The sequence below is a fragment of the bacterium 336/3 genome, from assembly GCA_001281695.1.
In the GTDB taxonomy this organism is placed as follows: domain Bacteria; phylum Bacteroidota; class Bacteroidia; order Cytophagales; family Thermonemataceae; genus Raineya.
This window is the reverse complement of the sequence record LJIE01000001.1, coordinates 1,211,273-1,234,352: the sequence shown is the minus strand read 5'-3', so window position 1 is coordinate 1,234,352 and position 23,080 is coordinate 1,211,273. Positions and strand designations below refer to the sequence as shown.

Below are 23,080 nucleotides of genomic sequence, written 5' to 3'. Positions count from 1 at the left end.
ATGGAAAAGAAAGTCATCATAGAAACACATCATTTGGCAAGACGTTATGAAATGGGTAGCGAAGTCATTCATGCCCTTAAAGATATTAGCATTACCATCCATAAAGGTGAATATGTGGCTTTTATGGGACCTTCTGGCTCTGGAAAATCGACCTTGATGAATATTGTAGGTTGTTTAGATACTCCCACAGAAGGTACTTATGTACTCAATGGCAATCAGGTAAGTGATATGACAGACAATGAGCTTGCTGAAATTAGAAATAAGGAAATTGGTTTCGTTTTTCAGACTTTTAACTTACTTCCTCGTTCTACTTCTTTGGATAATGTAGCTCTTCCTCTTGTATATGCAGGCTATTCTAAATCTGCTCGTGTAGAAAAAGCCATGGAAGCCTTAAAAAATGTAGGATTGGATAATAGAGCCAAGCATAAGCCTAATGAGCTTTCGGGTGGACAAAGACAACGTGTTGCGATTGCAAGGGCTCTTGTCAATGATCCCAGTATTATTTTGGCAGATGAGCCTACAGGTAACTTAGATACTAAGACTTCTTATGAAATTATGGCATTGTTTGATGCACTTCATAAAAAGGGAAATACCATTATTATGGTAACTCACGAAGAAGACATTGCAAAATATGCACATCGTATTGTACGCCTGAGAGATGGTTTGATTGAGTCTGATGAAATCAATCACAATGTTTATCAAGCACCTATTTCCAACCCATCTTAAATATTTTTAAGTTTTTTTGGAAAATTGAGTAATTTATTTTTTATTTTCGGTAGAATTTAGATTATTTTTGCCTCTACTTAAAATTTCTGAAAGATATGCAACAAGGTATCAAACATTATTACGAAATAATAGAAAATTGTATCAAAGATATGGGAGAAGACCCTATTTCTTGCCGTGGAGAACTGGATGGTCAGTGGAACTTAAAAAGAGGCTCTGCAAGTGTTTGGGTTGATGTTTGGGAGATGGAAAGTAATAAACAAATTTACTTCCAATTACTTTCACCTGTGGTAGGTGTACCTCCTGCAAATCGTGAAGGCTTTTTCCAAGAACTTCTTCAAATTAACCATACTCTTTATGGTGTAGCCTTCACTGTTAAAGATAATTATGCTTATATCAAAATGATTCGTGAAGCACAAGGTTTAGATAAAACTGAAGCTGCTGCTATGCTTGATAGAATTGGTTATTATGCAGATTTGTATGATGACAAACTAAGAGACAAATATTTTGGTAAATAATCATAAACAAAAAGAGAAGTTTAAAACTTCTCTTTTTTATTTTAAAGACTTTCTGCTACTACTTCTCTTACCTCTGGTATCATCTTTTTGAGTAAATTTTCAATACCAGCCTTCAGCGTAACTGTAGATGAAGGGCAACCACTACAAGAGCCTTGTAGTGTAACAATTACTTTACCTGTTTCTTCCTGAAAATCGTGGAAATTGATAGCTCCACCATCACTTTCTACAGCAGGACGAATATACTCTTCTAAAATGCCTTTGATTTTCTTTACAATTTCACTATCATTTTCATTGATAGCCAGATGATTATTTTCTTGTAAAAACTCTTTACTAAAAATAGGTTTGTCATGCTCCAAATACTCTTGAATAAATAATTTTATATCACGAGCAATATCTTCCCATTCAAAGCCCTCTTTCTTAGTAACTGTTAGAAAGTTATTCATAATAAATACTCTTTCTACAAATTCAAATTTTTCAAAAAGAGCCCATGCTATAGGTGATTTTTCGGCAGTTTGTTTATCTGGAAAATCAAAATTACCACCCTCTGGAGCAAGCATATAATTGATGACAAATTTTAGCGAGCTTGGGTTAGGATTGGCTTCTGTATAAACATTGATGTATTTTTTGGGCTTTAAGACTTCTTCCATTGTTTTATTTTTAAATATATTTTGCTCGTTTTTTAGTATTTTAACAACATTCTATTCTAATTTGTTCAAATGATAGATATTTTTAGTATTTTTCATCTTTATATTTCATTCATTTTATATTTCTGAATTTATACAATACCCCTCATAATCAACGTTATAAAGTTATGACATTATGTATCTTATTAAGTTCTATTCAATGAAGATATTTTTACTACTTTTTCTTTTTTCACCTTTTTCATTACTATCTCAAAACAGAAGGGAGATTGATAGCCTTGATAAGCTTTTCAAAACTGCTCAACATGATACTATCAAGATATTGGCTATCAGTGAAAAAGCTTTCTTATATAGAGTGGTAAATCCTGATACATCTATGATTCTTGCTCAAGAAGCTTTTGATAAAAGCGAGCAAATAGGTTTTGAAAAAGGGAAAGCAATGGCTTTCAATAGTATGGCAGCAGTAGCTCATAAATTAGGAAAGTACTTAGAAGCCCTTGACATTGCACACAAAGCCATTGTTATTTTTGAAAATATTAAAGATAACCAAAATATAGCTCGTTCTTATAATATTATTGGTGATGTGTACAGAACACAACGAAATTATCTCAAAGCATTAGAATATTTTAAAAAGAGTTTAAAAATTGGAGAACAAAACCAAGACAAACGTAGCATTGCAAGAGCTTGGAACAATATAGGTTTCATGCATATTGACTTAGGCGATTACTCCTCAGCTCTTGAAGCTCTTGAGAAAAGTTTGGCTGTCAATAAACAACTTAACAACAAACTATTGATTTCCTATAATCTCAACAATATTGGAGATGTTTACCTCAAAAAACAAAAGTATAAAGAAGCTCTTGATTATTATGAACAAAGCCTTACCATGAAGCAATCTTTAGGTGATAAATGGGCTATGACTTATACTTACAATGGAATGTCCCAAGTTTATCAAAAACAAAAAGATTTTGATAAAAGCATTTCTTGTGGGCTAAAAGGTTTAGAAATAGCAAAAGAAATTAAGGCTTTATCAGAAATTAAAATGTTACACGAATCCTTATATCATATTTATAAAGACAAAGGAGATTATACCAATGCTCTCAAACATCACGAATATTATAAACAAAGTAATGATAGCCTTTTTAGTGTAGAAAAAGCCAAATCTACAGCATATTTAGAAAACAAAGTTGAGTTAGAGAAGAAAGAAAAAGAGATGACTCTTCTTGCTAAAAATAATGAACTGAACAAACTCAATGCATCCAAAAGAATGAGAGAGTTAGTTTTAATAGTTATTATTTTAATTCTTATAATTATCTTTTTTGTTGTACGACCAGCCATTTTGACAATATTGGCTCAGAATAAAATGCTTAAAAATATAGCTTTCACCCAATCGCATCATGTAAGAAGACATTTGGTAAATATTATGGGGGCATTGAATCTTCTAAAAGAAGAAAAAATACCCCTCGATGAAAGCCAAAAGCAACTTTTTAATTATTTGGAAGATTCATCAGAAAATTTAGATAATACCATCCATAAAATAGTAACAGACGTCAATGAGTTAGAAAAAAATAATTCTAAAAGTTTTATTGAACGTTTATCAAATCTTTTCAAAAGAAAGTAGGATATTTCATTCATTATCAACAACATTTCTGACAATCTTCATTAGTTTTTCAATGGTCAATGGTTTTGATACATAATTTACTACTAAAGGATGTTTCTCTGCTCTGTATTTGTCACTTTCATTGGAAGAAGATGATAAAATTACAATTTTAGTATTTATATCTAAATTTTCATATTTTTCTAAAAACTGCCATCCGTCTATTTCAGGCATATTAATATCAAGAAGAATGATTTCCGGTTTTACACTATCTTTGTTTGTTAAATATTCTAACGCCTCCAAAGGATTTACAAAACATAGCGTTCTTGTATTAGGAACAACACTCTTAATAATCAATTGACAAACCATGTTATTGATGACATCATCATCAATAATCATATACATTTTATCATCATGTGTAGGCATAAACTAATTTATTTTAGTGGTTAATACTTCTTAGGAAATATTTGAGTTTAAGCCTATGTACGCTATTCAACAAAAAAATGTCCGCTAGTGTACACTTTATATTTTTTAAAATCTAGAAAAGTGGTTTTAATACGTTTAAAACAAGTTTGAAAGTTTTGGCACAAGATATGCAAATTATATAACAGAATATATCTAAAACTTTTACAGCTATGAAACGTCTCAATTCAATTCAGAATCAAAACTTAAGTTTCTTTAAGTTCTTTATGATTAGTTTAGCCGTTGTGGTATTGATTAAAATTGGAGCAAACCTTTTCGGCGAAAAAAATATTGAAATATCAAAAAGTACACCTACCCCCTCTCAGAGTGCTCAAACTATTTTAAAGGGGTAGGTTGCTTACTTCAACAAAATTTGTGTTGCTGTAAATCCTAAGTACTTTTCTAATATTTTTCTATATTCAGGTTTGGTTGTAAAACCTGTTGACTCATTTAAAAACTCATTCCATACTACTATCCAATCACTGCCTTTTGGCATAATAAATCCATAAGGGTTTGTATTGTTTTCTCCAGCTGCATGTCTTTTAATAGGTTGTCCTGTCTGAAGAGCATCTGCATAGTATAAAAAGTCATTTTTTGTAAAAGATTTGGGGTCTTTTAATGTTTTAGCAAGTAAATCATCTGCACTATTTACATAAACAATTTCCAAATTTGGATAATATTGGTTTTTAATCTCCATGATTTCAGCTTCTTGTGTAGAATTACGCAGAGCGTAAGCTTTCATTCCAGCAAAAGTATTACTGATATTACCTAATGTTCCTAAGTCAGGAACCGAACTATTAGTAATAAGAATAGAACGGTTTTTAATATATGGGGGCGTAAATGTCATTTCTTTTTTACGCTCTTCAGTAATTGTAAAAGGTCCCAAAGCAAAAACTCCACCTTTAGAAGCTTTGATATTTTTTAAGAATAAATTAAAGTCATTAGCAGGTTTTTGAATATTAACTTTAACTTTAATTCCTTTTGTTTTTTGAACATAGTTGGCAAACTCTCTAAGTATATCAATACAAATCCCCTCTAGTTTCCCTTCTGCATTCTTATATACAAATCGAGGCGTTTCAAAATAAGTAATGATAATTGTTGCCTCTTTATTTTTTTGAGCATTTGCCCAACTATCGCCCTGCAATTGAGCTGATAGAGGTGATAACACTCCCAAAAGAAATAATATAGATAATAATATTTTTCTCATAGATTTTTTTAGGGACAATTTACAAAAAAAATCAAAAAACTCAACTAAATCCAAACAAAATACGTTTTGATTTATTATAACATTAGCTATTTTTTTTATAGCTTTATTTACTTAATTTTGCAAAAAATAAACCCTTTTATAGATTATGAAAAAAATCATGATTGCGGCAAGTTTAGTAATATCTATGTTTGCTTGCCAAAAAAATGCAGAAGAAGATAAGAAACAAGAAACTGCTAACAACGCAGAAAACCCAGGAACTACGGTTTCAACAACCAACAATAACTCACAAGCTCCTAAGGCTGTTATTAAATTTGAAAATCCTGTATTTGATTTTGGTGAAGTAGCTGAAGGTGATAAAGTAAAGCATGTGTATAAATTCACCAATGAAGGTAAAAATCCTTTAATTATTGAGGAAGCAAAACCTTCTTGTGGTTGTACTGTTCCTACTTTCCCTAAAGAGCCTATCGCTCCTGGTGCAACAGCAGAAATTGTAGCGGAGTTTGATAGTAATGGTAAACCTGGTGACCAAAATAAAACCATCACCATTACAGCTAATACAGAGCCTACTACAACACAACTTACTTTAAAGGGCAAAGTTAAAGCTAAAAACCCTCAAATGCAGGATATTAGCAAATTTAAAGGACCTATTAAACAATAATTTTTCAATCCTATTTTATGTTTCAAACTGTTTTATTACAAACACAAACCACAGGAGCACAAGGTAATAGCTCTATGATGAGTCTCATCTTCATGGTAGGTATTTTTGTGGTTTTCTATTTTTTCATGATTCGCCCCCAACAACGTCGCCAGAAAGAACAAGTAAAATACAGGGATTCTGTAAAAAAAGGTGATCGTATTGTTACAATTGGTGGTTTACATGGTAAGATTGTAGAACTAAATAATGATACCATGACATTGGAAGTAGATAAAGGAGTGAAATTAACTTTTGAAAAATCTTCAATTTCAGTAGAAGGTACAAAACGTTATAGTGCAGATAACCAGAAATCTACAACCAAAATTGCAGAAACTGTAGATTTAAGTGAAGTAAAGTAATTTTCTAATAAAATATAAAGCCTCATTCAGTTTTGAATGAGGCTTTTCTTATTTTAATGCATTTTGAAAATATTCAAGTGTTTTTTTGAGTCCTTCGGAACGAGTAAAACGAGGCTCCCAATTTAAAATTTCTTTGGCTCTTGTAATATCTGGTTTTCTTTGTTTAGGGTCATCTTTGGGTAAAGCCTCAAACACAATTTTAGAATTTGTATTGGTGAGTTTTTGTATTTCCTCTGCAAACTCTAAAAGTGTAATTTCTTCAGGATTACCTACATTGACAGGGAAAGCATAATCACTTAATAACAAACGATAAATTCCTTCTACCAAATCATCTACATAACAAAAAGAACGAGTTTGTGAACCATCTCCAAAAACGGTGATATCCTCTCCTTTTAAGGCTTGGCTCATAAATGCTGGTAAAGCTCTACCATCATCCAAACGCATACGAGGTCCAAATGTATTGAAGATACGAACAATACGAGTTTCTAAACCATGATAAGTGTGATAAGCCATCGTAATAGCTTCTTGGAATCTTTTGGCTTCATCATATACACCTCTTGGACCAATAGGATTTACATTGCCCCAATAGTCTTCATTTTGAGGGTGTACTAGAGGATCACCATACACTTCTGAAGTAGATGCAACTAAAATTCTTGCTTTTTTGGTTTTAGCCAAACCTAATAAGTTATGCGTTCCCAAAGACCCTACTTTGAGTGTTTGAATAGGAATTTTTAGATAATCTATAGGACTTGCTGGCGATGCAAAATGGAGGATGTAGTCTATATTACCTGGTACATGCACAAATTTTGAAACATCATGGTGATAAAACTCAAACTCCTTGAGTTTAAACAGATGTTCTATATTGGCTAAATTTCCTGTAATGAGGTTATCCATACCTACCACCTGATAACCTTCTGTAATAAATCTATCACATAAATGTGAACCTAAAAAGCCTGCTGCTCCTGTAATAAGAACTCTTTTCATGATGTTTTTTTCGCAAATTTTCTAAAAATAATAATAGTAAGCAAAAAAGTGATTGAATAAAATAGTTTTTCACGAAAAAAATAATATATTTGTCATGTTTACAAATATTAAAACAGAGGATATTTATGAATCTTTTCGAAAACCTTACAGGACTTTTACAAGGTGATACCGTAAAAAATATGGCAAAACAATTTGGTGTGGATGAAAATACCGTACAACAAGTTGTAGCAATGGGTTTACCTATGATTTTAGGCGGTCTGAATAAAAATGCTTCCAATGAACAAGGTGCTCAGTCTTTGGATAATGCTTTACAAAAACATGATGGTGGTCTTTTAGGAAACTTAACTTCTATGCTCACCTCAAACTCAAGTAGTTTATTACAAGATGGCATGGGTATTTTAAAGCACGTATTAGGAAATACTCAACAACCTGCTCAAAATCAAATTAGTAAATCTGTAGGTTTAGATGCAGGAGTAGTAGGTAATATTTTAGCTTTGGCAGCTCCTGTTGTCATGAGCTTTTTAGGACAGCAGAAAAAAGAGCAAGGTTTAGATGTAAAAGGTGTTGTAAATATTGTAAATACTACTACACAACAAGCTCCTCAACAAGAAATGGGCTTAATTCAAAAATTTTTAGATAGAGATGGTGATGGTAGCATTTTAGATGATGTTATGGATATTGGTTCTAAGTTTTTGGGTAGTTTCTTTTCAAACAAAAACCCACAAAAATAATTTTTAAATATTCTAAATGATTATATTGCTGGCAGTTTTTACTGCCAGTTTTTATTTTGTATGGTTCGCACATTATTATATTTCGTTTTTGCATTGTCTTTGGCTTCATGTAGAGTATATAATCAGAATATTATGTTCAAAGCTAATGGCGACATGATTTATGATAAAGTTTTATTCGCTAAAATGAATGCTGAAAGTAATTATCTGATAAAGCCTTATGATAGGTTGCAATTTCGTATTTATGCCAATAAAGGTGAAATAATTAAGACTATTGGAGCAATAGATAATGTAAACCCTGCTGAACCAGGAACAAATCAAGGTGCCAACTCTGCTATTACACAACAACAAGGAACAGGAAGCAATACAAATAACAATTCAAGTGTAAACTTTTCTGCTTATACCATACAAACAGATGGGCATGTTTATTTACCCATGATTGGTGATGTCAAACTTGAGGGCTTAACAGCACATCAAGCAGATAGTGTTCTTTCTATCAAGTATGGTGAATTTTATAAAGGTTCTTTTGTAAGAACACAATTCATGAACAAAAGGGTAATTGTTTTTAAAGGAGCAACAGGGCAAGTAGTACCTCTTATCAATGAAAATACTACCTTACTTGAAGTACTAGCTCAAACAGGAGGTATGCCTAATGACACTAGAGCAAAAAATATTCGTTTAATTCGAGGTGATTTACAAAACCCCAATGTACTCGTAGTAGATTTATCTACTGTAGAAGGTATGAAAAGAGTTAATTTACAAATTCAACCTGATGATATTGTTTATGTAGAGCCTGTAAGAAAAACATTTGTAGAAAGTGTATCAGATGTCGCTCCTATTATCAGTATTCTTACAAGTACAACAACTTTTATCTTGACTATATTTTTATTATCTAGATAATCTTATCTAGAAAGACTGCTTAGATAGTCTTGTAAGATGATTACAGCACTAACTTTATCTATATTACCCGATTTATTATTTCTATCTTTCTTTTTAGAACCACTCATAATCATAGCTTCCAAAGCAATTTTGGATGTAAAACGTTCATCCATAAGATTAACAGGCATTTCAGGAAACTTCTTTTTAAGTGCTTTTACAAAGGTTTCTACAAGTTGAGTGTTATTAGTATCTTCTCCATCCAAATTTTTAGGCATTCCTACCACAAAAGATTCTACTTCTTCCTTCTGCATATATTTTTCTAAAAATGCTAATACATCTTTAGAATGTACTGTTTCTAAAGCAGTTGCTATAATTTTCAGGTTATCTGTCACAGCTAAACCAACTCTTTTTGAACCATAATCTATTGCTATTATTCTTGGCATAAACTTCTTTTTGGTAAATATCCATAAAAAAAGAGGTATTTTTTAGAAATACCTCTTTTTATTCAAGAACTAAATAAAATTAGTTGATAACCAAACGCTTAATAGCTGTTCCTTTATCTGTTTGAATTTTCAAAATATACATACCTTTAGACATTCCTTCTATATTATACTCTATTTGTCCATTTTCGATTGCTTTTTCTGCAACTACTTGTCCTAAACTATTGTATAGTTGAGTTTGTGCTTTTTGTGTCTGAATATTTTTCAAATCTATTGTAAAGCCTTTTTGTGCTGGGTTAGGGTATAACTGAACCTCTCTTGAAAACTCATCTTCAAATGCTGTAGTTTCAGTGGTACGATACTCAATCGTTCTTCCGTTAGATGTTGCAGTTAGAGAACCTCTTGTACCTCTAATTTGGTAGATATATTTGATTCCATTTTCTAAGTTAGAGCCTGCATCTGTATAAGTTGTAGTATTAGCAGCCAATGTAGCTATATCTACAGCAGAAGCAAGAGCATCAGTAGATTTTCTTCTTGTTACTACAAAGTTGGTTTCGTCAGTTGAGTTATCATTCCATCTTAAATCAACTTGTCCTGTTACAAAGAAATTAGGTGATGTACCTTGCTGATTTACAACAATTAAACCACTTGGGCCTGTAAAAGGCTTTTCTCTTACAACAATCAACATTTCAGAAACATCTGTCTTTGCTCCATTAGTAACTGATAATTTTACTTTATAAGTACCAATAGTATTAAACGTAATTACAGGAGGGTTTGCTGTACCTGCTGAAGTAGCTGTATAAGTCGCTTGGGAAACACCTCCTAATGGAGTTGTTGCTGAATCAAAATTCCAAGACCATGATGTAATAGCTGGCTCAGTTCCTGTAATACCTGATTTATTAGTAAAAGTGACTTGAACACCTTGCTCACCAGAGGTTACATTAGCTCCAAACAAAGAGAACAATGTATTGCCTAACAATTCTTTTCTTCTGGGGGAGTTTAGTAATACTGTACGAACTCTATCCATTTGTTGTTTAGAAAACATATTCATACACTGATCAGAAGTATAATCCATATAGTTTTCAATTTGGTCTGGTACACTAGTCTGATTACCATACATGGGTTCAGCTGTTGAACCACATTTATCTGCACTAAGAGATGAAGAACAAGCCGCAGGATTGTTGGCACCTGTTGTAAAAGGTGTATCAGAGCAATAGTCATTAAAGTTAGCATTACTACAACCAGCTTCACTATCACCCCAAATATGTCTTAAACCTAACCAATGTCCTATTTCATGGGTTAAAGTTCTTCCTTTATCACAATTGTTACAAATAAGGTTTGCTGCAGAGACAAAAGGTGTTGAGAGAGGTGCTCCAGAAGCATCATAGTTTGTACCAAAAGCTCTCCAGTTAATTACAACACCATCCGTTGTAGCACCACCACTGCTGGGCATGCCAGGTAAGGTAGAACCCGTAGGGAATTGAGCATAACCAAATAAGCCTGTATCATTTGAACCACTAAATCTTACAGCCCAAATATTACAGTATTTGGTTGCATCCCAAATGGTATTAGGCTTAAGTATATCATCGCATTCAGTTGTACTCCAAGCAGTTCTACCACCACCCCAAGTAGCAGTTTGTCCATTGATACGTTCTATACCTGGGGTTGCCAGAGTATTACCAAGAGGATCTGTAGTAGCTGCATAAAACTCTAAATCAGGAAAAGCTCCTGCCAATGCAGTAAAGATAGCCCTTGTTTGACTTGCGTCAGGGTTTGTTCTTTGAAAATCCTCATTTAAAACTCTAATTTGCGAAATAGCCTGAGCATCAGACATATTAGGGCTGTTGTTTCCTAAAACATCTGATGTAGCATGAATAATGTGGATAATTACAGGTATTCTGAAAGGTCCACCACCTGTTCTGCTATTTGTATTTGATAATCTTTTAGATAAAAATTCTTGTTTGAGCATCCTTTGGCTCATCCATTTTTCAAAGTCTTGAATAGTACCTAATTCAGGATACTTTGCACGCATTTGTTGTTCATGTATGTGGGAAGCACATTTTTCTTGTGCCCAAGCCATACAACCCATAAAAAGAAGGAATAAAACAGATATGGTTTTCTTCATGATTTCGTGTAGTTTATAATTGTTGCAAATTTATTTATTTTTAATTCTATTCACAAGAATTTTATAAACTTTTCATTTCGTTTAATAAAATTTTATTTGGTTTTTAATACAAAAAAGGGGTATTTATGATAAATACCCCTTTTTTGTATATTAGTTTTATTTTATTCTATTAATTGATAACCAAACGCTTAATAGCTGTTCCTTTATCTGTTTGAATTTTTAAAATATACATACCTTTTGCCATTCCGTCTACATTATACTCTACTTGTCCATTTTCGATTGCTTTTTCTGCAACTACTTGTCCTAAGCTATTGTATAATTGAGTTTGTGCTTTTTGAGTTTGAATATTTTTCAAATCTATTGTAAAGCCTTTTTGTGCTGGGTTAGGGTATAATTTTACCTCCCTTGAGAATTCATCTTCAAATGCAGTTGTCAATTCTACTTTGATACTACCTGTTACAGAACCTAGTTCAGCACCTTTTTTAGCTGAAACTCTATAATTGTAGGTAAGTCCTGATTCTACTGGATTGCTTGAACCAAACACATCAGAATAAGTAGTTGTATTTGCAGGAAGTGTTGCTATTACTGCATAAGCTGAAATAGGGTCTGTATTTTTCTTTCTTTCTACAATGTAATTATCTTCACTACTTGAGTTATCATTCCATTGTAAATTAGCTCTATCAGTAACCTTTGTACTTGAACCAGTTCCTTCTTTATTAGTAAACTGCAAATTAGTTGGAGCTTTCAAGCCTGAAATAATATTAACTGTTACAAAACCACTTGTTGTTCCATTAGAAATTGTTAGTCTTACTTTGTAAGTACCTACTTTGCTAAATGTTACATTACCTGGGTTTTGAGAGGTGGATGTAGAAGGACTTGCACCTCCTAAACCATCTACATCAAAATTCCATTGCCAAGAAGTAATTGTATTGGGTGTTTCATTGCTTCCCATTCTACCAATACCAGCAAAAGCTACTATATCTCCCTCTATAATAGAGGTTTTACTTGGAGTAATAAAAGGATAAGCACCAGTAAGAATTGGAGCTGCTACTGTTGCTACTGCTGCTGTTAGTGTACTTCTACGTGGGCTATTATCCATAACGGTATTCATTCTAGTTACTTGTTCAAGGGAGAACATACCCATACAACCATCTGAAGAATAATCCATATAGTTTTCTCTTTGATCAGGAGTATCCGTATTACCATAAGCAGCTTCTAAATTTGAACAAGAGTTAGGGCGTGTTGGGCATCCTGATGTTGGGTTATTAGCTCCGCTATGTTCTGGTGTATCAGCACAATAATCATCGTTGTTAGGACCACTGCATCCACTTTGGTCACCCCAAATATGTCTTAAACCTAACCAGTGTCCAATTTCATGTGTAGCAGTACGTCCTTTATCACAGTTAGCACAAATTAAATTACTTGATGATACATAAGGTGTTGATAAAGGTGCACCTGCTGCATCATAGTTAGAACCTGTTGCTCTCCAGTTAATTACAACACCATCTGTTGAAGCTGTTCCTCCACTGGGTACACCTGATAAAGTAGAAGCCTCTGGAAATTGTGCATAACCAAATAAACCTGTATCATTTGAACCACTGAACCTAACAACCCAAAAATTAAAATACTTAGTAGGATCCCAGATGGTATTAGGTTTTAGTATATTGTCGCATTCTGCTGTACTCCAAGCAGTTCTACCACCACCCCAAGAAGCAGCTTGCCCATTGATACGGTCAACTCCAGGTTCAGGAATAACATTTCCATTTGGATCTTTGGTTGCTAACTCAAATGTTATATCCATAGAACCAGCTTTAGGCTGGAATGTAGATAGAACATTTGTAGTAAAGTCTGCATTTGTTTTTTGGAAATCTTCATTAAGTACTCTTACTTGAGAAGTCGCTTGTCCATAAGGAATGTTAACACTATTATTTTGGGGAATAGTACTAGCATTATCATAAATGACATGAATAATCACAGCAACTTTATAAGGTCCAGTTCTTGCATTAGGATTACCTCTTTGTTCAGCTATTTTTTGAGCCATCCAAGCTTCAAAATTTTGAACAGTTCCTAATTGAGGATATTTAGCTCTTAGCTCTTGCTCATAAGTATGAGAAGCACACTTTTCTTGTGCCCAAACAAAATGAGCCGTCAGAAAAAGGAATAAAACAGATAGGGTTTTCTTCATAATTTTTTTCTTTAAAAGAATTCTGAAATTAATACAAATTTAGTTTTTTTTTATAAAAAACCAATATGTTTATGATTTTTTCAAGGAAAGTATAGTAGTTTATTTTGCTTTTGAAAAAATAAAGCAAATATTTGTATGCTTGTTCTTTTTTTGATGACTCAAAATGTTTTATTCTTTATGTATCTTTTTATTCACCAATATCCCATAGAAATCACCTCTTTTATTGATTCTTCAAGGAAATTCAATTTATTTATAGATTTAAAAGAAATTTCTTTCAGCCCTGCTTTATTCAAAGGTTTATCAGGGGATATATTGTTGCATGGAGTGGAAATGGATAGTTTTTCAAAAATTTTATTATGGTTAGATAAAAATGAAAACCCTTCTATTCATAAAATCACAATTTGGGTAGAATATGAAAAAGATTTTAAGAAAGCTTTAGAGAAAAACTTTGATGTGATTAGAGCAGCTGGTGGAGTAATTATCAATGAAGATACATGCCTCATGATTTTTAGAAGAGGAAAATGGGATTTACCAAAAGGCAAAATTGATGACGGTGAGAATTCTGAAATGGCAGCTATTAGAGAAGTAAAAGAAGAGTGTAATGTAGATGCTATCATACAAGCTAAGCTATGTACTACTTGGCATCATTACTGGGCAATGGGTAAAATTATCTTTAAGAAAACAAAGTGGTACTTGATGACCACTCAATCTCCTGAAACTATTTTACCTCAACACGAAGAAGACATTGAGGAAATTGTTTGGATGACAAAAGAAGAAGTTAATCAAGCTCTTCACAACAGTTTTACTTCTATTGCTTATGTAATTGATAATTTTTATGCTTTAGAAGCACACAAATAAGCGTTGTATAAATCGAAATAACGATGCTCTAATACTTCATCAAATACATAACTAAATGAAAGCGATTTAGGTTTTTTACCAAAATCTACTTGGCTTATATACTTGTAAAGCAAATTAAATATTCCAGAATCTTTACTTATCTCACCATAAAGCTTTACCAAACAAGCTTCTATATCTAATTTAAGTTCATCTATTGCAAAAAGTACATAATAGACAAAATCTTGAGGACTATGATAATAATAACGATTGTTGAGAAGTAGATTACCCTCTTTTAAAATAACCATATTCATATATCTGTTTTCAATACAGATATAAATTTCAGACTCTGATGTTGATTCACTCAAAGCTCCCGCCAAAAATGTGTCTGCTTGATGCATGATTTTCACTTCTTTATTGGGATATGCTTTCTGTACCCAATCCATATATTCATTTTCTACATAAAATATACTTTGGGTTTGACTTTGACTATGATAAAAGTTTTTGACAGAAGTATTCTCTATTTGATTTGAATAGAAACTTAAATAAGAAGCAGATTTTGAAGGTTCAAAAAACTCATCTGGAACTGTTACATAGCCTCCTGTACGTGCTACTAGTACAACTTCTTTCCAATAACCAGCTTTCAAGACTAAATGATTGTCATAGATTGATGTAAGTTGAGTAATTGTTTCAGCTCGACTTCCAACACCTGAGAATCTATAATCTTCTAAAAGCATACATTTTTTTTGTGCTTCATCTACAACAATAGCACGCAAATTTTTATCTTCAATAGATAAGAACAATCCATATTGTGATAGATTATTGATATCTAAAGAACTATCATTTATTCGATGGGTTATTCTTATTTTCTTATTAAGCTCGTCCATTTTTTCTCTAAGCATGAAATCAACTCCGCAATAATACTAAAAAAACTGAAAGAAAGAATACATGCAAAAAAATATTTCATAATTTATTTAAGGATAAAGCCTTCAAGAGATATCTAGAAGGCTTTATTTTTATTCACCAATCATTACAAATGCTCCCCAAAAATATGGGTGTTTGTATTTTTGGAGCAATTTATTTTGAGCATTTCTAAAGGCTTGAGTTTTGTTATTGGTTTTCATCCATTCTTCATAGAAAAACTGCATAAGTTCTTGGGTTGCCGTATCATCTACTTTCCACAAACTCATTACAAGAGCTTGTGTACCAGCAATTTTAAATGCTCTTTGCAAACCATAAACACCTTCTCCAGCTTGTACTTTTCCAAGACCTGTTTCGCAGGCAGAAAGTATGACTAAAGCAGTATTATCTAATTTTAAGTTCATTACTTCATAAGCTGTCAAAATACCATCTTCCTGATCCTGACTTTTCTTTTCACTACGGAAATAGTCTGTTACACCTGCCAAAATCAAGCCCGAACGAAGCATAGGGTCATCTCTTTCTTCTTCACTTGCTGAAAAATTCATTGATTTATCATGATCTTCTTCGTGATGTGAGGGAATGAAAAAACCATGTGTTGCAATATGAAGTAACCTGATTTGTGAGGTTTCATTCTTTACATTCAGTTCAGTAGCATCTTTATCCGTTATTTTCTTTATTTGTAAAGATTTATTAGACTTCAAATAAGTTTCTATACTTTCTACTTCTTTTTGTGTAGCAGGTAAACTCGCAAATGTAGTATTCCTTAACCAAAAGCCATCTTGATTATCCAAATCTACCACATTTTTGCTATCTACTATACCATTTATCTGATAACTTGGATTACCAACCAACAAAGCTTTTCCTGAAAGAGCCCCAGTAGTTTTTGCTTGTAATAAATCTTTGGCACTTGTGAGTATGGTAATATCTTGTTTTTCTAAAAGATATTGTTGTGTCTCTGCATCGAAAAGAGTTGCTGGATTGATTTGAGTAAATACTCCATCTGCCGAAAAATATACCTTTTTCATGTCTTGAGCAAAAGGCTCAAAAGACTTCCAATATTTGATGTAGCTTTCTTTATCTTCTTTACGAAATTTGATGGTATTTTTATAGAAAACCAAAGCCTCTTCAAGTTCTGCCCCATTGTTCAAAATAAAGACTTCAGGAGCTTGTGTATTTGACTTTTTCAAAACAAATACCACATACAATACATTTTTATCACTTTGTATATGAGTAATTTCAAACAAAACTTCTTGATCTTTTAATTTACCTTGTATTTCTTTCCATGTATTGAGTTGTGTGTTAAACGCCTCACTAAACGCTTTTGATTTGCTAGAAAGCTCCTTCTCTAAAACTTTTGCTTTAGCATCTAAACTATCAATATTGACATTACGGCGTTTAAGTTCGGCTGTGCCTACATTGTAGAGTTTAGCTATCATTTCTCTGATTTTGAGCCACTCTTCGTACTGAGCAATCAGTTTTTTATCAGAACTTTGTAAAATTTCTTTACGAGCCTTGCCTGTGGAGTTTAAAACAATCCCTTTGGTTGCTACCAATAACTGAAATGCCTCTTGAGCTAGTTTATCGCTATCAGGGCTTTTTCTAAGTACCGAATTGGCAGCAAAAAGAATAAAATTATCTAAGAAAGGCTTATTGGTTGCAAAGAACTGTCTTTTTTCGTTTTCGCTTAATGTACTAAAATTCTTTTGAATTTGGTCCAATGTATTGGTTGACAATTGTCTAAATAATACATTTGCTTGCTGATATTTTTGTTGTGTTTCATAAAACATCGCAAGGTTATTGAGAGCTGAAATAGACTTTGGATGTTTCTCTCCTAATGTTGTTTTTAAAATATTTAATGACTCCTTATATAAATTTTCTGCTTGTGTTGTTTGGTTTGTTCTTTCATAGAAAACAGCCATGTTGTTCAAACTACCTGCATAAATAGGATGATTCACACCATAAATTTTCTTTTTAAGAGTCATTGCCTGTTTTAGAAGTGGCTCTGCTTTGGTGTATTGTTGTGTCGTTTGATAAAAATTAGCCAAATTATCCAAAGAGACTGCATATTCAGGATTGTCTTCACCCAAAAAGTTTTGTCTAATCTCCAATGCTTCTTTGTATAAAGGTTCTGCTTTTTCTAAATTATTTGTTTTTTTGTATAAAGATGCCAAAGCGTTGAGCGTAGTGGCATATTCGGGATGAAGTTGACCTAAAACTTCTTTACGAATTGCCAAAGCTTTTTGGTATGCTGTCGTAGCTTCAGGATAACGCCCCATGAGTTTGTACAAAGCTGCTAAATTTTGTAATGTTTCAGAGTATTCAGCAGATTGCTCTGTAAATATCTTTTTTCTAATTTCAAGTGCTTTATTTAAAAGAGGTTCAGTTTCTGCAAACTTACCTGCATCTTTGTACAAAGATGCCATATCGTTCAATGTTTGAGCATATTGGGCTGTATTTTCGCCTTTTTTACTGGCTACAATTAAGTTTTGCTTGTAAATTTTTTCAGCTTCTTCAAAATGCCCTAAAGATTTATAAAGTTTTGCTAAATCGTTTTGTAAGTCTATATAAATGATATGCCCCTCTCCTAGTTTTTCTTGACAAGTTTTTAATGCTTCTTTGTAAAGCTTCTCAGATTCTGAATAACGTCCCTGATTTTTATACAAACTAGCTATATTTTCCAATGCTTCAATGTATGCAGATGTTTGGTTATTAATATTTTCCTGATAAATACCCAAAACCTGTTCAAAATAAGCTTCTGCTTCTTGGTATTTACCCGTTTCGTAATAAAATGCAGCAAGAGCCATCAGCCATTTTGGATAAGAAGGCGATTGTGTAGCTGCTTGAATATTAATAAGTTCTTCGTAATAAGGGCGAGCATCTTTATAACGCTGAATAGCCACATAACAATCCGCTAAATTTGCCAGATTTTGCCAATATTGAGGGTCTTCTGTACCCACTAATTCCTTTTGTTGAGGTATAATTTGTGCATAGAGTTTGATAGCCTGCTCAAAACGGCGTTCGCTAGAATACAATTCAGCTAAGGCTGCATTGACTTGCAAAGCCTGTGGTGATTTTTCTTGTTTAATTTGCTTTAAAATCTGTAATCCTTGTTGATATGTTTTTTCGGCTTGGGTGTTTTTGTTTTGTTCCTTGAGTGTATTACCAAGATTAACAAGTGCATTGGCATAATCTATGCTATTTTTTCCATAATTTTTTTCTGAAATTTCTAGTCCCAATCGTGAATAGTTTTCGGCAGCAGGATAATTTTGGCGTAAAAACTCCAAACGAGTTAAATCGTTGAGTAGCTGAGAATACTGAGGAGAAGAAGCTGCTTTACTTTTTTCTACCTCCAAAGCTTTTTCTAATACTTTGGCTGCATTGGTAATATCTTTGTTGTTTAGGTACAAACGCCCCAAAACACTCAAAACTTCTGTATATTTCGGATTTTCTTTAGGATTGTTTTTTTCGTAAACAGTTAGTAATTGTTCTAAAATAGTTTTTGATTTGGCACTTTGGCGAGTTTCTTCATAACAAACAGCCAAATTGAGCATAGTTGCTTGTGTGTTTGCATTGGTCTCACCTAACTGACTTTTTCTGATTTCGAGAGCTTTTTCAAAAAAAGAAATGGCATCTTTATACTTATTTTTTTGAGCCAATACAATACCATAAGCATCCAAAGCAACAGCTACATCAGGTGTTTCGAGTTTATTTTTCTGATAAATATCTACTGCTTTTACCAAATTCTTTTCGGCTTCTGTTAGTTTGCCAGCCTTAATTTGTCCTAAAGCCTGATTGGTAAGTGTTTTTGCAAATTCTGGACTCTCCTGCCCTATTGTGTTATTAGGATTGGAGGCTGTGCCTTGTTGATCTTTTTTGAGTTGAGCCAATAGTTTATCCGATTCGGCTTGTTTGCCAGTAGCTGCATACAATTGAGCTAATTTATCAACACTCTTGATGTAATCGGGATGTTGAACGCCTACCAATGCTTTTCGAATTTCAATACATTTTTTATAAGCAGCTTCGGCTTTGGTGGCATTGCCTGCTGAACCTTGTATATTACCCAAATTATAATAAAAAGAGCCTAATTTTTCACTTCCTTTTCCTAAAGCCTTTTCTGCTAATGGTTCGGCTTGCTCACCATAAGTGGCTGCTTGTGGGTAGTTTTTGGCTTGGGTTTCTTGTACCATTTTCTGATACAATTCTGCAAAGTCTTGTGCTTTTAGATTGCTCAGGGAAGCTATTTGTAAAACAGCAAGAGCAACAAAAATCTTGAAAAAACGCATAGTAATATTAAATAAAGTGTATAATAACAGTGTCTGATGATTTTTATTGTATTGATAAAGCTATATAATAAAATTTGCTTTTCAAATGAATTGAAAAGCAAATTTCGTTCTATAATGTATTTTTTAGTTTTAATTTTGTTTAAACAGCGAATCCACAAATTCGGCTCTGTTGAAAATCTGTAAATCTTCTATCTTTTCGCCTACACCAATATATTTTACAGGAATTTTAAACTCATCCGAAATACCTATCACAACGCCTCCTTTGGCTGTACCATCCAGTTTCGTAATGGCAAGTGATGTTACTTCTGTTGTTTTAGTGAACTCTCTTGCTTGCTGAACAGCATTTTGTCCTGTACTGCCATCTAATACCAATAAAACCTCATGAGGAGCATCTGGAATAAATTTTTGAACCGTTTTCTTCATTTTGGCGAGTTCATTCATCAAGTGAAGTTTGTTGTGCAATCTACCTGCTGTATCTATAATGAGTATATCTGCTTTGAGTTCAGAGGCTTGTTTGGCTGCTTCGTACACCACGCTAGAGGGTTCTTTATTCATACCCAGTTCAATTACAGGGATGCCCACACGATTTCCCCAAATTTTTAGTTGTTCCACAGCCGCAGCCCTAAATGTATCTGCTGCACCCAAAACTACTTTTTTACCTTTCTGATGATATTGGGCTGCAATTTTGCCAATGGTGGTCGTTTTTCCTACACCATTTACACCCACAACCATAATTACGTAGGGCGTACTAAGAGCAGGTATTTCAAAATCTTGTAAATCTTCTGATTTGTTTTCAGCAAGAAGTTCAACAATTTCTTCTTTCAGGAGTTTATCTAATTCACTTGCATTGAGGTATTTATCTTTTTTTACTCTTTCTTCAATTCGTTTAATAATTTTGAGTGTTGTATCTACACCCACATCCGAAGAGATAAGGATATTTTCTAGTTCATCAAGGATTTCATCATCCACTTTCGATTTACCAGCAATAGCCTTGCCCAGTTTACTAAAAAAATTGGTTTTCGTTTTTTCTAGACCTTTATCCAGAGATTCTTTTTTTTCTTTTGAAAACAATCCAAAAAATTTCACAGCAGTAAAGTTTTAGCCACACAAATGTATGAATTTTCTATGAAATAGAGGCTTTTTATTCTTTTTTTTATAAAAACTAAAAATAAGTTATAAAAAACTTGCGGATTCAAAAAAAGGTCGTACCTTTGCACCACGTTAAATCGCGGGGTAGAGCAGTTGGTAGCTCATCGGGCTCATAACCCGGGGGTCACAGGTTCGAGTCCTGTCCCCGCTACTCTTAAAAAACCTTCAAATCGAAAAGATTTGGAGGTTTTTTGTTTTTATAGAATTCTAGTTTCTCATTCTAAACATAGCTTCATCGAGAATTTAATAGTATTATTTTCATCTGTAATAGTAGTTTTTTTTGTAAATTGCAAAATAACATACCCTTTTGCATCTATGAATCCATTTATGACAAAAATTATTGTAGAAACTACACTCAAAAAGAAGAAAAATCCTAAAGATTACTCTAAATATGAGTTAGCCAAAGCATTCAGACATTTCAAGATTATTCTATTCAGAACAGTCAAAGACACATTTCTCATTACATTAGGTATTTTTTCAGCTTCTTTTGGTTTTAAAGGTTTTCTACTAACCAATCATTTTATTGATGGTGGAGCAACAGGGATCTCTTTACTGATTTCTGCTACCACCCAAATACCTTTGTATCTCCTACTGATTGTCATCAATATACCTTTTATTATTTTAGGTTATAAAATTATAGGTAAAAAATTTGCCTTCAAAACAACACTCGCTATCATTGGGCTTGCTTTGTGTGTTGGGACTGTAGATTTTCCAAATGTAACCAACGATAACCTTTTGGTGGCTATTTTTGGAGGTTTTTTCTTGGGTATGGGTATTGGACTTTCGGTAAGAGGTGGAGCCGTCATTGATGGTACAGAAGTTTTAGCCATTTTTTTAAGTAAGAAACTTGGCACAACCATAGGTGATATTATCACGATTATCAATATCGTCATTTTTTCTGTTGCAGCTTATCTGCTCTCTGTCGAGATAGCCTTATACTCTATGATTACCTATCTTGCAGCATCGAAAATGCTCGATTTTGTTATTGAGGGCATCGAAGAATACACAGGTGTTACCATTATATCTCCTCACAGCGAAGAAATCAGGCAAATGATCACCCAAGAAATGGGACGAGGTGTTACCATTTATACAGGTAAAAGAGGATATGGTAAATTAGGAGAAAATGCTGACATTGAAATAGTTTATACAGTCATCACAAGGCTGGAAATCAATAAATTACAAACAGAACTAGAAAAAATAGATCCTCATGCATTTGTAGTCATGAATAGAATAAAAGATACCAAAGGAGGTATGATTAAGAAACGTCCTTTAAAACATTAGATTATGAAATTTCTATGGATAATTTTTGTCTTTTTTGCCTTTCACCTGAGTACTTTGGCTCAAAAGTGTCTTCCCTTGAAGGATGGAGAGTATCTTCTTTATTTTAATAACTCTAAATTTAAGCAAAATATTAAAATTGTAGGAAAAAAATGGTATTCTGAATTGAATGGTGAAATTACAGAATTTGAAATTATAGAAATTGGTGATTGTACTTTCAGACTCAAAAGTAGTATTCCTCCTGATACATCTAAAATGAGCGATTTTGATAAAATACTTGCAAAAAGACCTTCTTATTATGATATTATTAAGCGTGAAAAAAATATCTATTATTTTACTTTAAGAGTTGATTTGTATATTGAAGAGGATTCTGGAATGTTGATTCGTAAATTGATCTACAGAAGGCATAAGAATTAAATGAATTTATACTACATCAAAAATACTGCATTTCTCAGGAAAGTTTTATGGATAGATTTTCTTTGTGGTTCTTCTGTGGGTGTTGGAGGGCTTATTTTCCATAAGGAACTCATAAATATTGTAGGGCTTTCAGATATTCTAATTCTCTGGATTGCTAAGATTACTCTATTGTACGCTCTTTCTGCAATGGCTATTGCCCTCATGAAAACCCTTTCTGTACCTTTGGTACGCATACAAGTCTATGCCAATTGGTTTTGGACACTTATAAGCATTGGCTTATTGTTCTTCCATTTTTCTGATGCACAGATATTTGGTAAAATATTCTTGATACTCCAAATACTTGTGGTAGGCGGACTTGCCTACATAGAAGGTAGCCAAATTGTGAGAAAATAAGTAAAAACTATATTTGAGCACTTTAGATTGCTTCCTGCTTCACTATGCTCAGTCGCAATGACGAAGATGAACGTCATTACGAACCGAATGAAATGAGGTGAAGTGATCTCGAAAGGTTCGGCGTAGCCAAAACAAAATTTAGTACAACCACTTTGTTTTTTTACACTCCAAAATAGGTCTAAAATTTCTTAATGTTTACCTATTAAATGTTACAACATTTATTTTTTCTTTAAAAACATCTCATATCTTACATGTACTTTTAAAGA

The 23,080-nt window shown here is 33.0% G+C and carries 22 protein-coding genes and 1 tRNA gene; 13 read left to right on the top strand and 10 right to left on the bottom strand.

Going from position 1 to position 23,080, the window contains the following annotated elements:
* Together AD998_05775 and AD998_05770 are read left to right on the top strand one after the other, a co-directional pair.
* On the top strand, positions 1-726 hold the full coding sequence (locus AD998_05775; protein KOY85727.1) for a macrolide ABC transporter ATP-binding protein: 726 nt from the start codon (positions 1-3) through the stop codon (positions 724-726).
* 95 nt (positions 727-821) lie between these two features.
* Positions 822-1,241, top strand: a complete 420-nt coding sequence (locus tag AD998_05770; GenBank protein ID KOY85726.1) for a hypothetical protein — start codon at positions 822-824, stop codon at positions 1,239-1,241.
* Between the two features lie 41 nt (positions 1,242-1,282).
* Here AD998_05770 and AD998_05765 read toward each other — a convergent pair whose 3' ends face one another.
* Positions 1,283-1,888 (bottom strand): thioredoxin, encoded by a 606-nt coding sequence (locus AD998_05765; GenBank protein KOY85725.1) that lies wholly within the window; start codon positions 1,886-1,888, stop codon positions 1,283-1,285.
* Positions 1,889-2,060: 172 nt separating this feature from the next.
* On the opposite strand from AD998_05765, the gene AD998_05760 reads away from it, so the two are divergent.
* The gene (locus tag AD998_05760; GenBank protein KOY85724.1) at positions 2,061-3,500 is read left to right on the top strand and encodes a hypothetical protein; all 1,440 of its coding nucleotides are present in this window, start codon (positions 2,061-2,063) and stop codon (positions 3,498-3,500) included.
* 6 nt (positions 3,501-3,506) lie between these two features.
* Here AD998_05760 and AD998_05755 read toward each other — a convergent pair whose 3' ends face one another.
* Positions 3,507-3,902 carry a hypothetical protein gene (locus AD998_05755; GenBank protein ID KOY85723.1) on the bottom strand — a complete coding sequence of 132 codons (396 nt, stop codon included), beginning with the start codon at positions 3,900-3,902 and terminating at the stop codon, positions 3,507-3,509.
* Positions 3,903-4,111: 209 nt separating this feature from the next.
* On the opposite strand from AD998_05755, the gene AD998_05750 reads away from it, so the two are divergent.
* Positions 4,112-4,291: a hypothetical protein gene (locus AD998_05750; GenBank protein ID KOY85722.1), complete on the top strand. Its 180-nt coding sequence runs from the start codon at positions 4,112-4,114 to the stop codon at positions 4,289-4,291.
* A gap of 5 nt (positions 4,292-4,296) precedes the next feature.
* Here the strand turns inward: AD998_05750 and AD998_05745 are convergent, their stop codons facing one another.
* Positions 4,297-5,145 (bottom strand): hypothetical protein, encoded by an 849-nt coding sequence (locus AD998_05745; GenBank protein ID KOY85721.1) that lies wholly within the window; start codon positions 5,143-5,145, stop codon positions 4,297-4,299.
* A 145-nt stretch (positions 5,146-5,290) separates the two neighbouring features.
* On the opposite strand from AD998_05745, the gene AD998_05740 reads away from it, so the two are divergent.
* Positions 5,291-5,803: a hypothetical protein gene (locus AD998_05740; protein KOY85720.1), complete on the top strand. Its 513-nt coding sequence runs from the start codon at positions 5,291-5,293 to the stop codon at positions 5,801-5,803.
* Between the two features lie 17 nt (positions 5,804-5,820).
* Positions 5,821-6,198 (top strand): hypothetical protein, encoded by a 378-nt coding sequence (locus AD998_05735; protein KOY85719.1) that lies wholly within the window; start codon positions 5,821-5,823, stop codon positions 6,196-6,198.
* A 48-nt stretch (positions 6,199-6,246) separates the two neighbouring features.
* Here AD998_05735 and AD998_05730 read toward each other — a convergent pair whose 3' ends face one another.
* Positions 6,247-7,182 (bottom strand): NAD-dependent dehydratase, encoded by a 936-nt coding sequence (locus AD998_05730; protein ID KOY85718.1) that lies wholly within the window; start codon positions 7,180-7,182, stop codon positions 6,247-6,249.
* Positions 7,183-7,307: 125 nt separating this feature from the next.
* Between AD998_05730 and AD998_05725 the strand changes: the two genes are divergently transcribed.
* The gene (locus AD998_05725; protein ID KOY85717.1) at positions 7,308-7,913 is read left to right on the top strand and encodes a hypothetical protein; all 606 of its coding nucleotides are present in this window, start codon (positions 7,308-7,310) and stop codon (positions 7,911-7,913) included.
* A gap of 60 nt (positions 7,914-7,973) precedes the next feature.
* Positions 7,974-8,810 carry a hypothetical protein gene (locus AD998_05720; GenBank protein KOY85716.1) on the top strand — a complete coding sequence of 279 codons (837 nt, stop codon included), beginning with the start codon at positions 7,974-7,976 and terminating at the stop codon, positions 8,808-8,810.
* A gap of 2 nt (positions 8,811-8,812) precedes the next feature.
* Here AD998_05720 and AD998_05715 read toward each other — a convergent pair whose 3' ends face one another.
* The 3 genes from AD998_05715 to AD998_05705 all read right to left on the bottom strand — a co-directional run bounded on the left by AD998_05715 (position 8,813) and on the right by AD998_05705 (position 13,539).
* A complete protein-coding gene (locus AD998_05715; GenBank protein KOY85715.1) occupies positions 8,813-9,232 on the bottom strand; it encodes a Holliday junction resolvase in 420 nt (139 codons plus the stop codon).
* A gap of 79 nt (positions 9,233-9,311) precedes the next feature.
* Entirely contained in the window at positions 9,312-11,318 is a 2,007-nt protein-coding gene (locus AD998_05710; protein KOY85714.1) for a hypothetical protein, read from the bottom strand.
* A 205-nt stretch (positions 11,319-11,523) separates the two neighbouring features.
* A complete protein-coding gene (locus tag AD998_05705; GenBank protein KOY85713.1) occupies positions 11,524-13,539 on the bottom strand; it encodes a hypothetical protein in 2,016 nt (671 codons plus the stop codon).
* 177 nt (positions 13,540-13,716) lie between these two features.
* Between AD998_05705 and AD998_05700 the strand changes: the two genes are divergently transcribed.
* Entirely contained in the window at positions 13,717-14,397 is a 681-nt protein-coding gene (locus AD998_05700; GenBank protein KOY88073.1) for a hypothetical protein, read from the top strand.
* Here the strand turns inward: AD998_05700 and AD998_05695 are convergent.
* The 3 genes from AD998_05695 to AD998_05685 form a co-directional block, all read right to left on the bottom strand.
* The gene (locus AD998_05695; GenBank protein KOY85712.1) at positions 14,373-15,260 is read right to left on the bottom strand and encodes a hypothetical protein; all 888 of its coding nucleotides are present in this window, start codon (positions 15,258-15,260) and stop codon (positions 14,373-14,375) included. The two genes, AD998_05700 and AD998_05695, sit on opposite strands and share 25 nt — an antisense overlap.
* 129 nt (positions 15,261-15,389) lie before the next feature.
* Positions 15,390-19,577, bottom strand: a complete 4,188-nt coding sequence (locus AD998_05690) for a hypothetical protein (protein ID KOY85711.1) — start codon at positions 19,575-19,577, stop codon at positions 15,390-15,392.
* A 129-nt stretch (positions 19,578-19,706) separates the two neighbouring features.
* Positions 19,707-20,663, bottom strand: coding sequence for a signal recognition particle-docking protein FtsY (locus AD998_05685; protein ID KOY85710.1), 957 nt, complete (start codon positions 20,661-20,663; stop codon positions 19,707-19,709).
* Positions 20,664-20,804: 141 nt separating this feature from the next.
* Here AD998_05685 and AD998_05680 point away from each other — a divergent pair.
* From AD998_05680 to AD998_05665, 4 genes are all read left to right on the top strand, one after another.
* A tRNA-Met gene (locus AD998_05680) sits at positions 20,805-20,877 on the top strand.
* Between the two features lie 164 nt (positions 20,878-21,041).
* A complete protein-coding gene (locus AD998_05675; GenBank protein KOY85709.1) occupies positions 21,042-22,007 on the top strand; it encodes a hypothetical protein in 966 nt (321 codons plus the stop codon).
* A 3-nt stretch (positions 22,008-22,010) separates the two neighbouring features.
* Entirely contained in the window at positions 22,011-22,421 is a 411-nt protein-coding gene (locus tag AD998_05670; protein KOY85708.1) for a hypothetical protein, read from the top strand.
* On the top strand, positions 22,422-22,814 hold the full coding sequence (locus tag AD998_05665) for a hypothetical protein (protein KOY85707.1): 393 nt from the start codon (positions 22,422-22,424) through the stop codon (positions 22,812-22,814). It abuts the gene before it with no gap.
* Positions 22,815-23,080 lie beyond the last annotated feature (266 nt).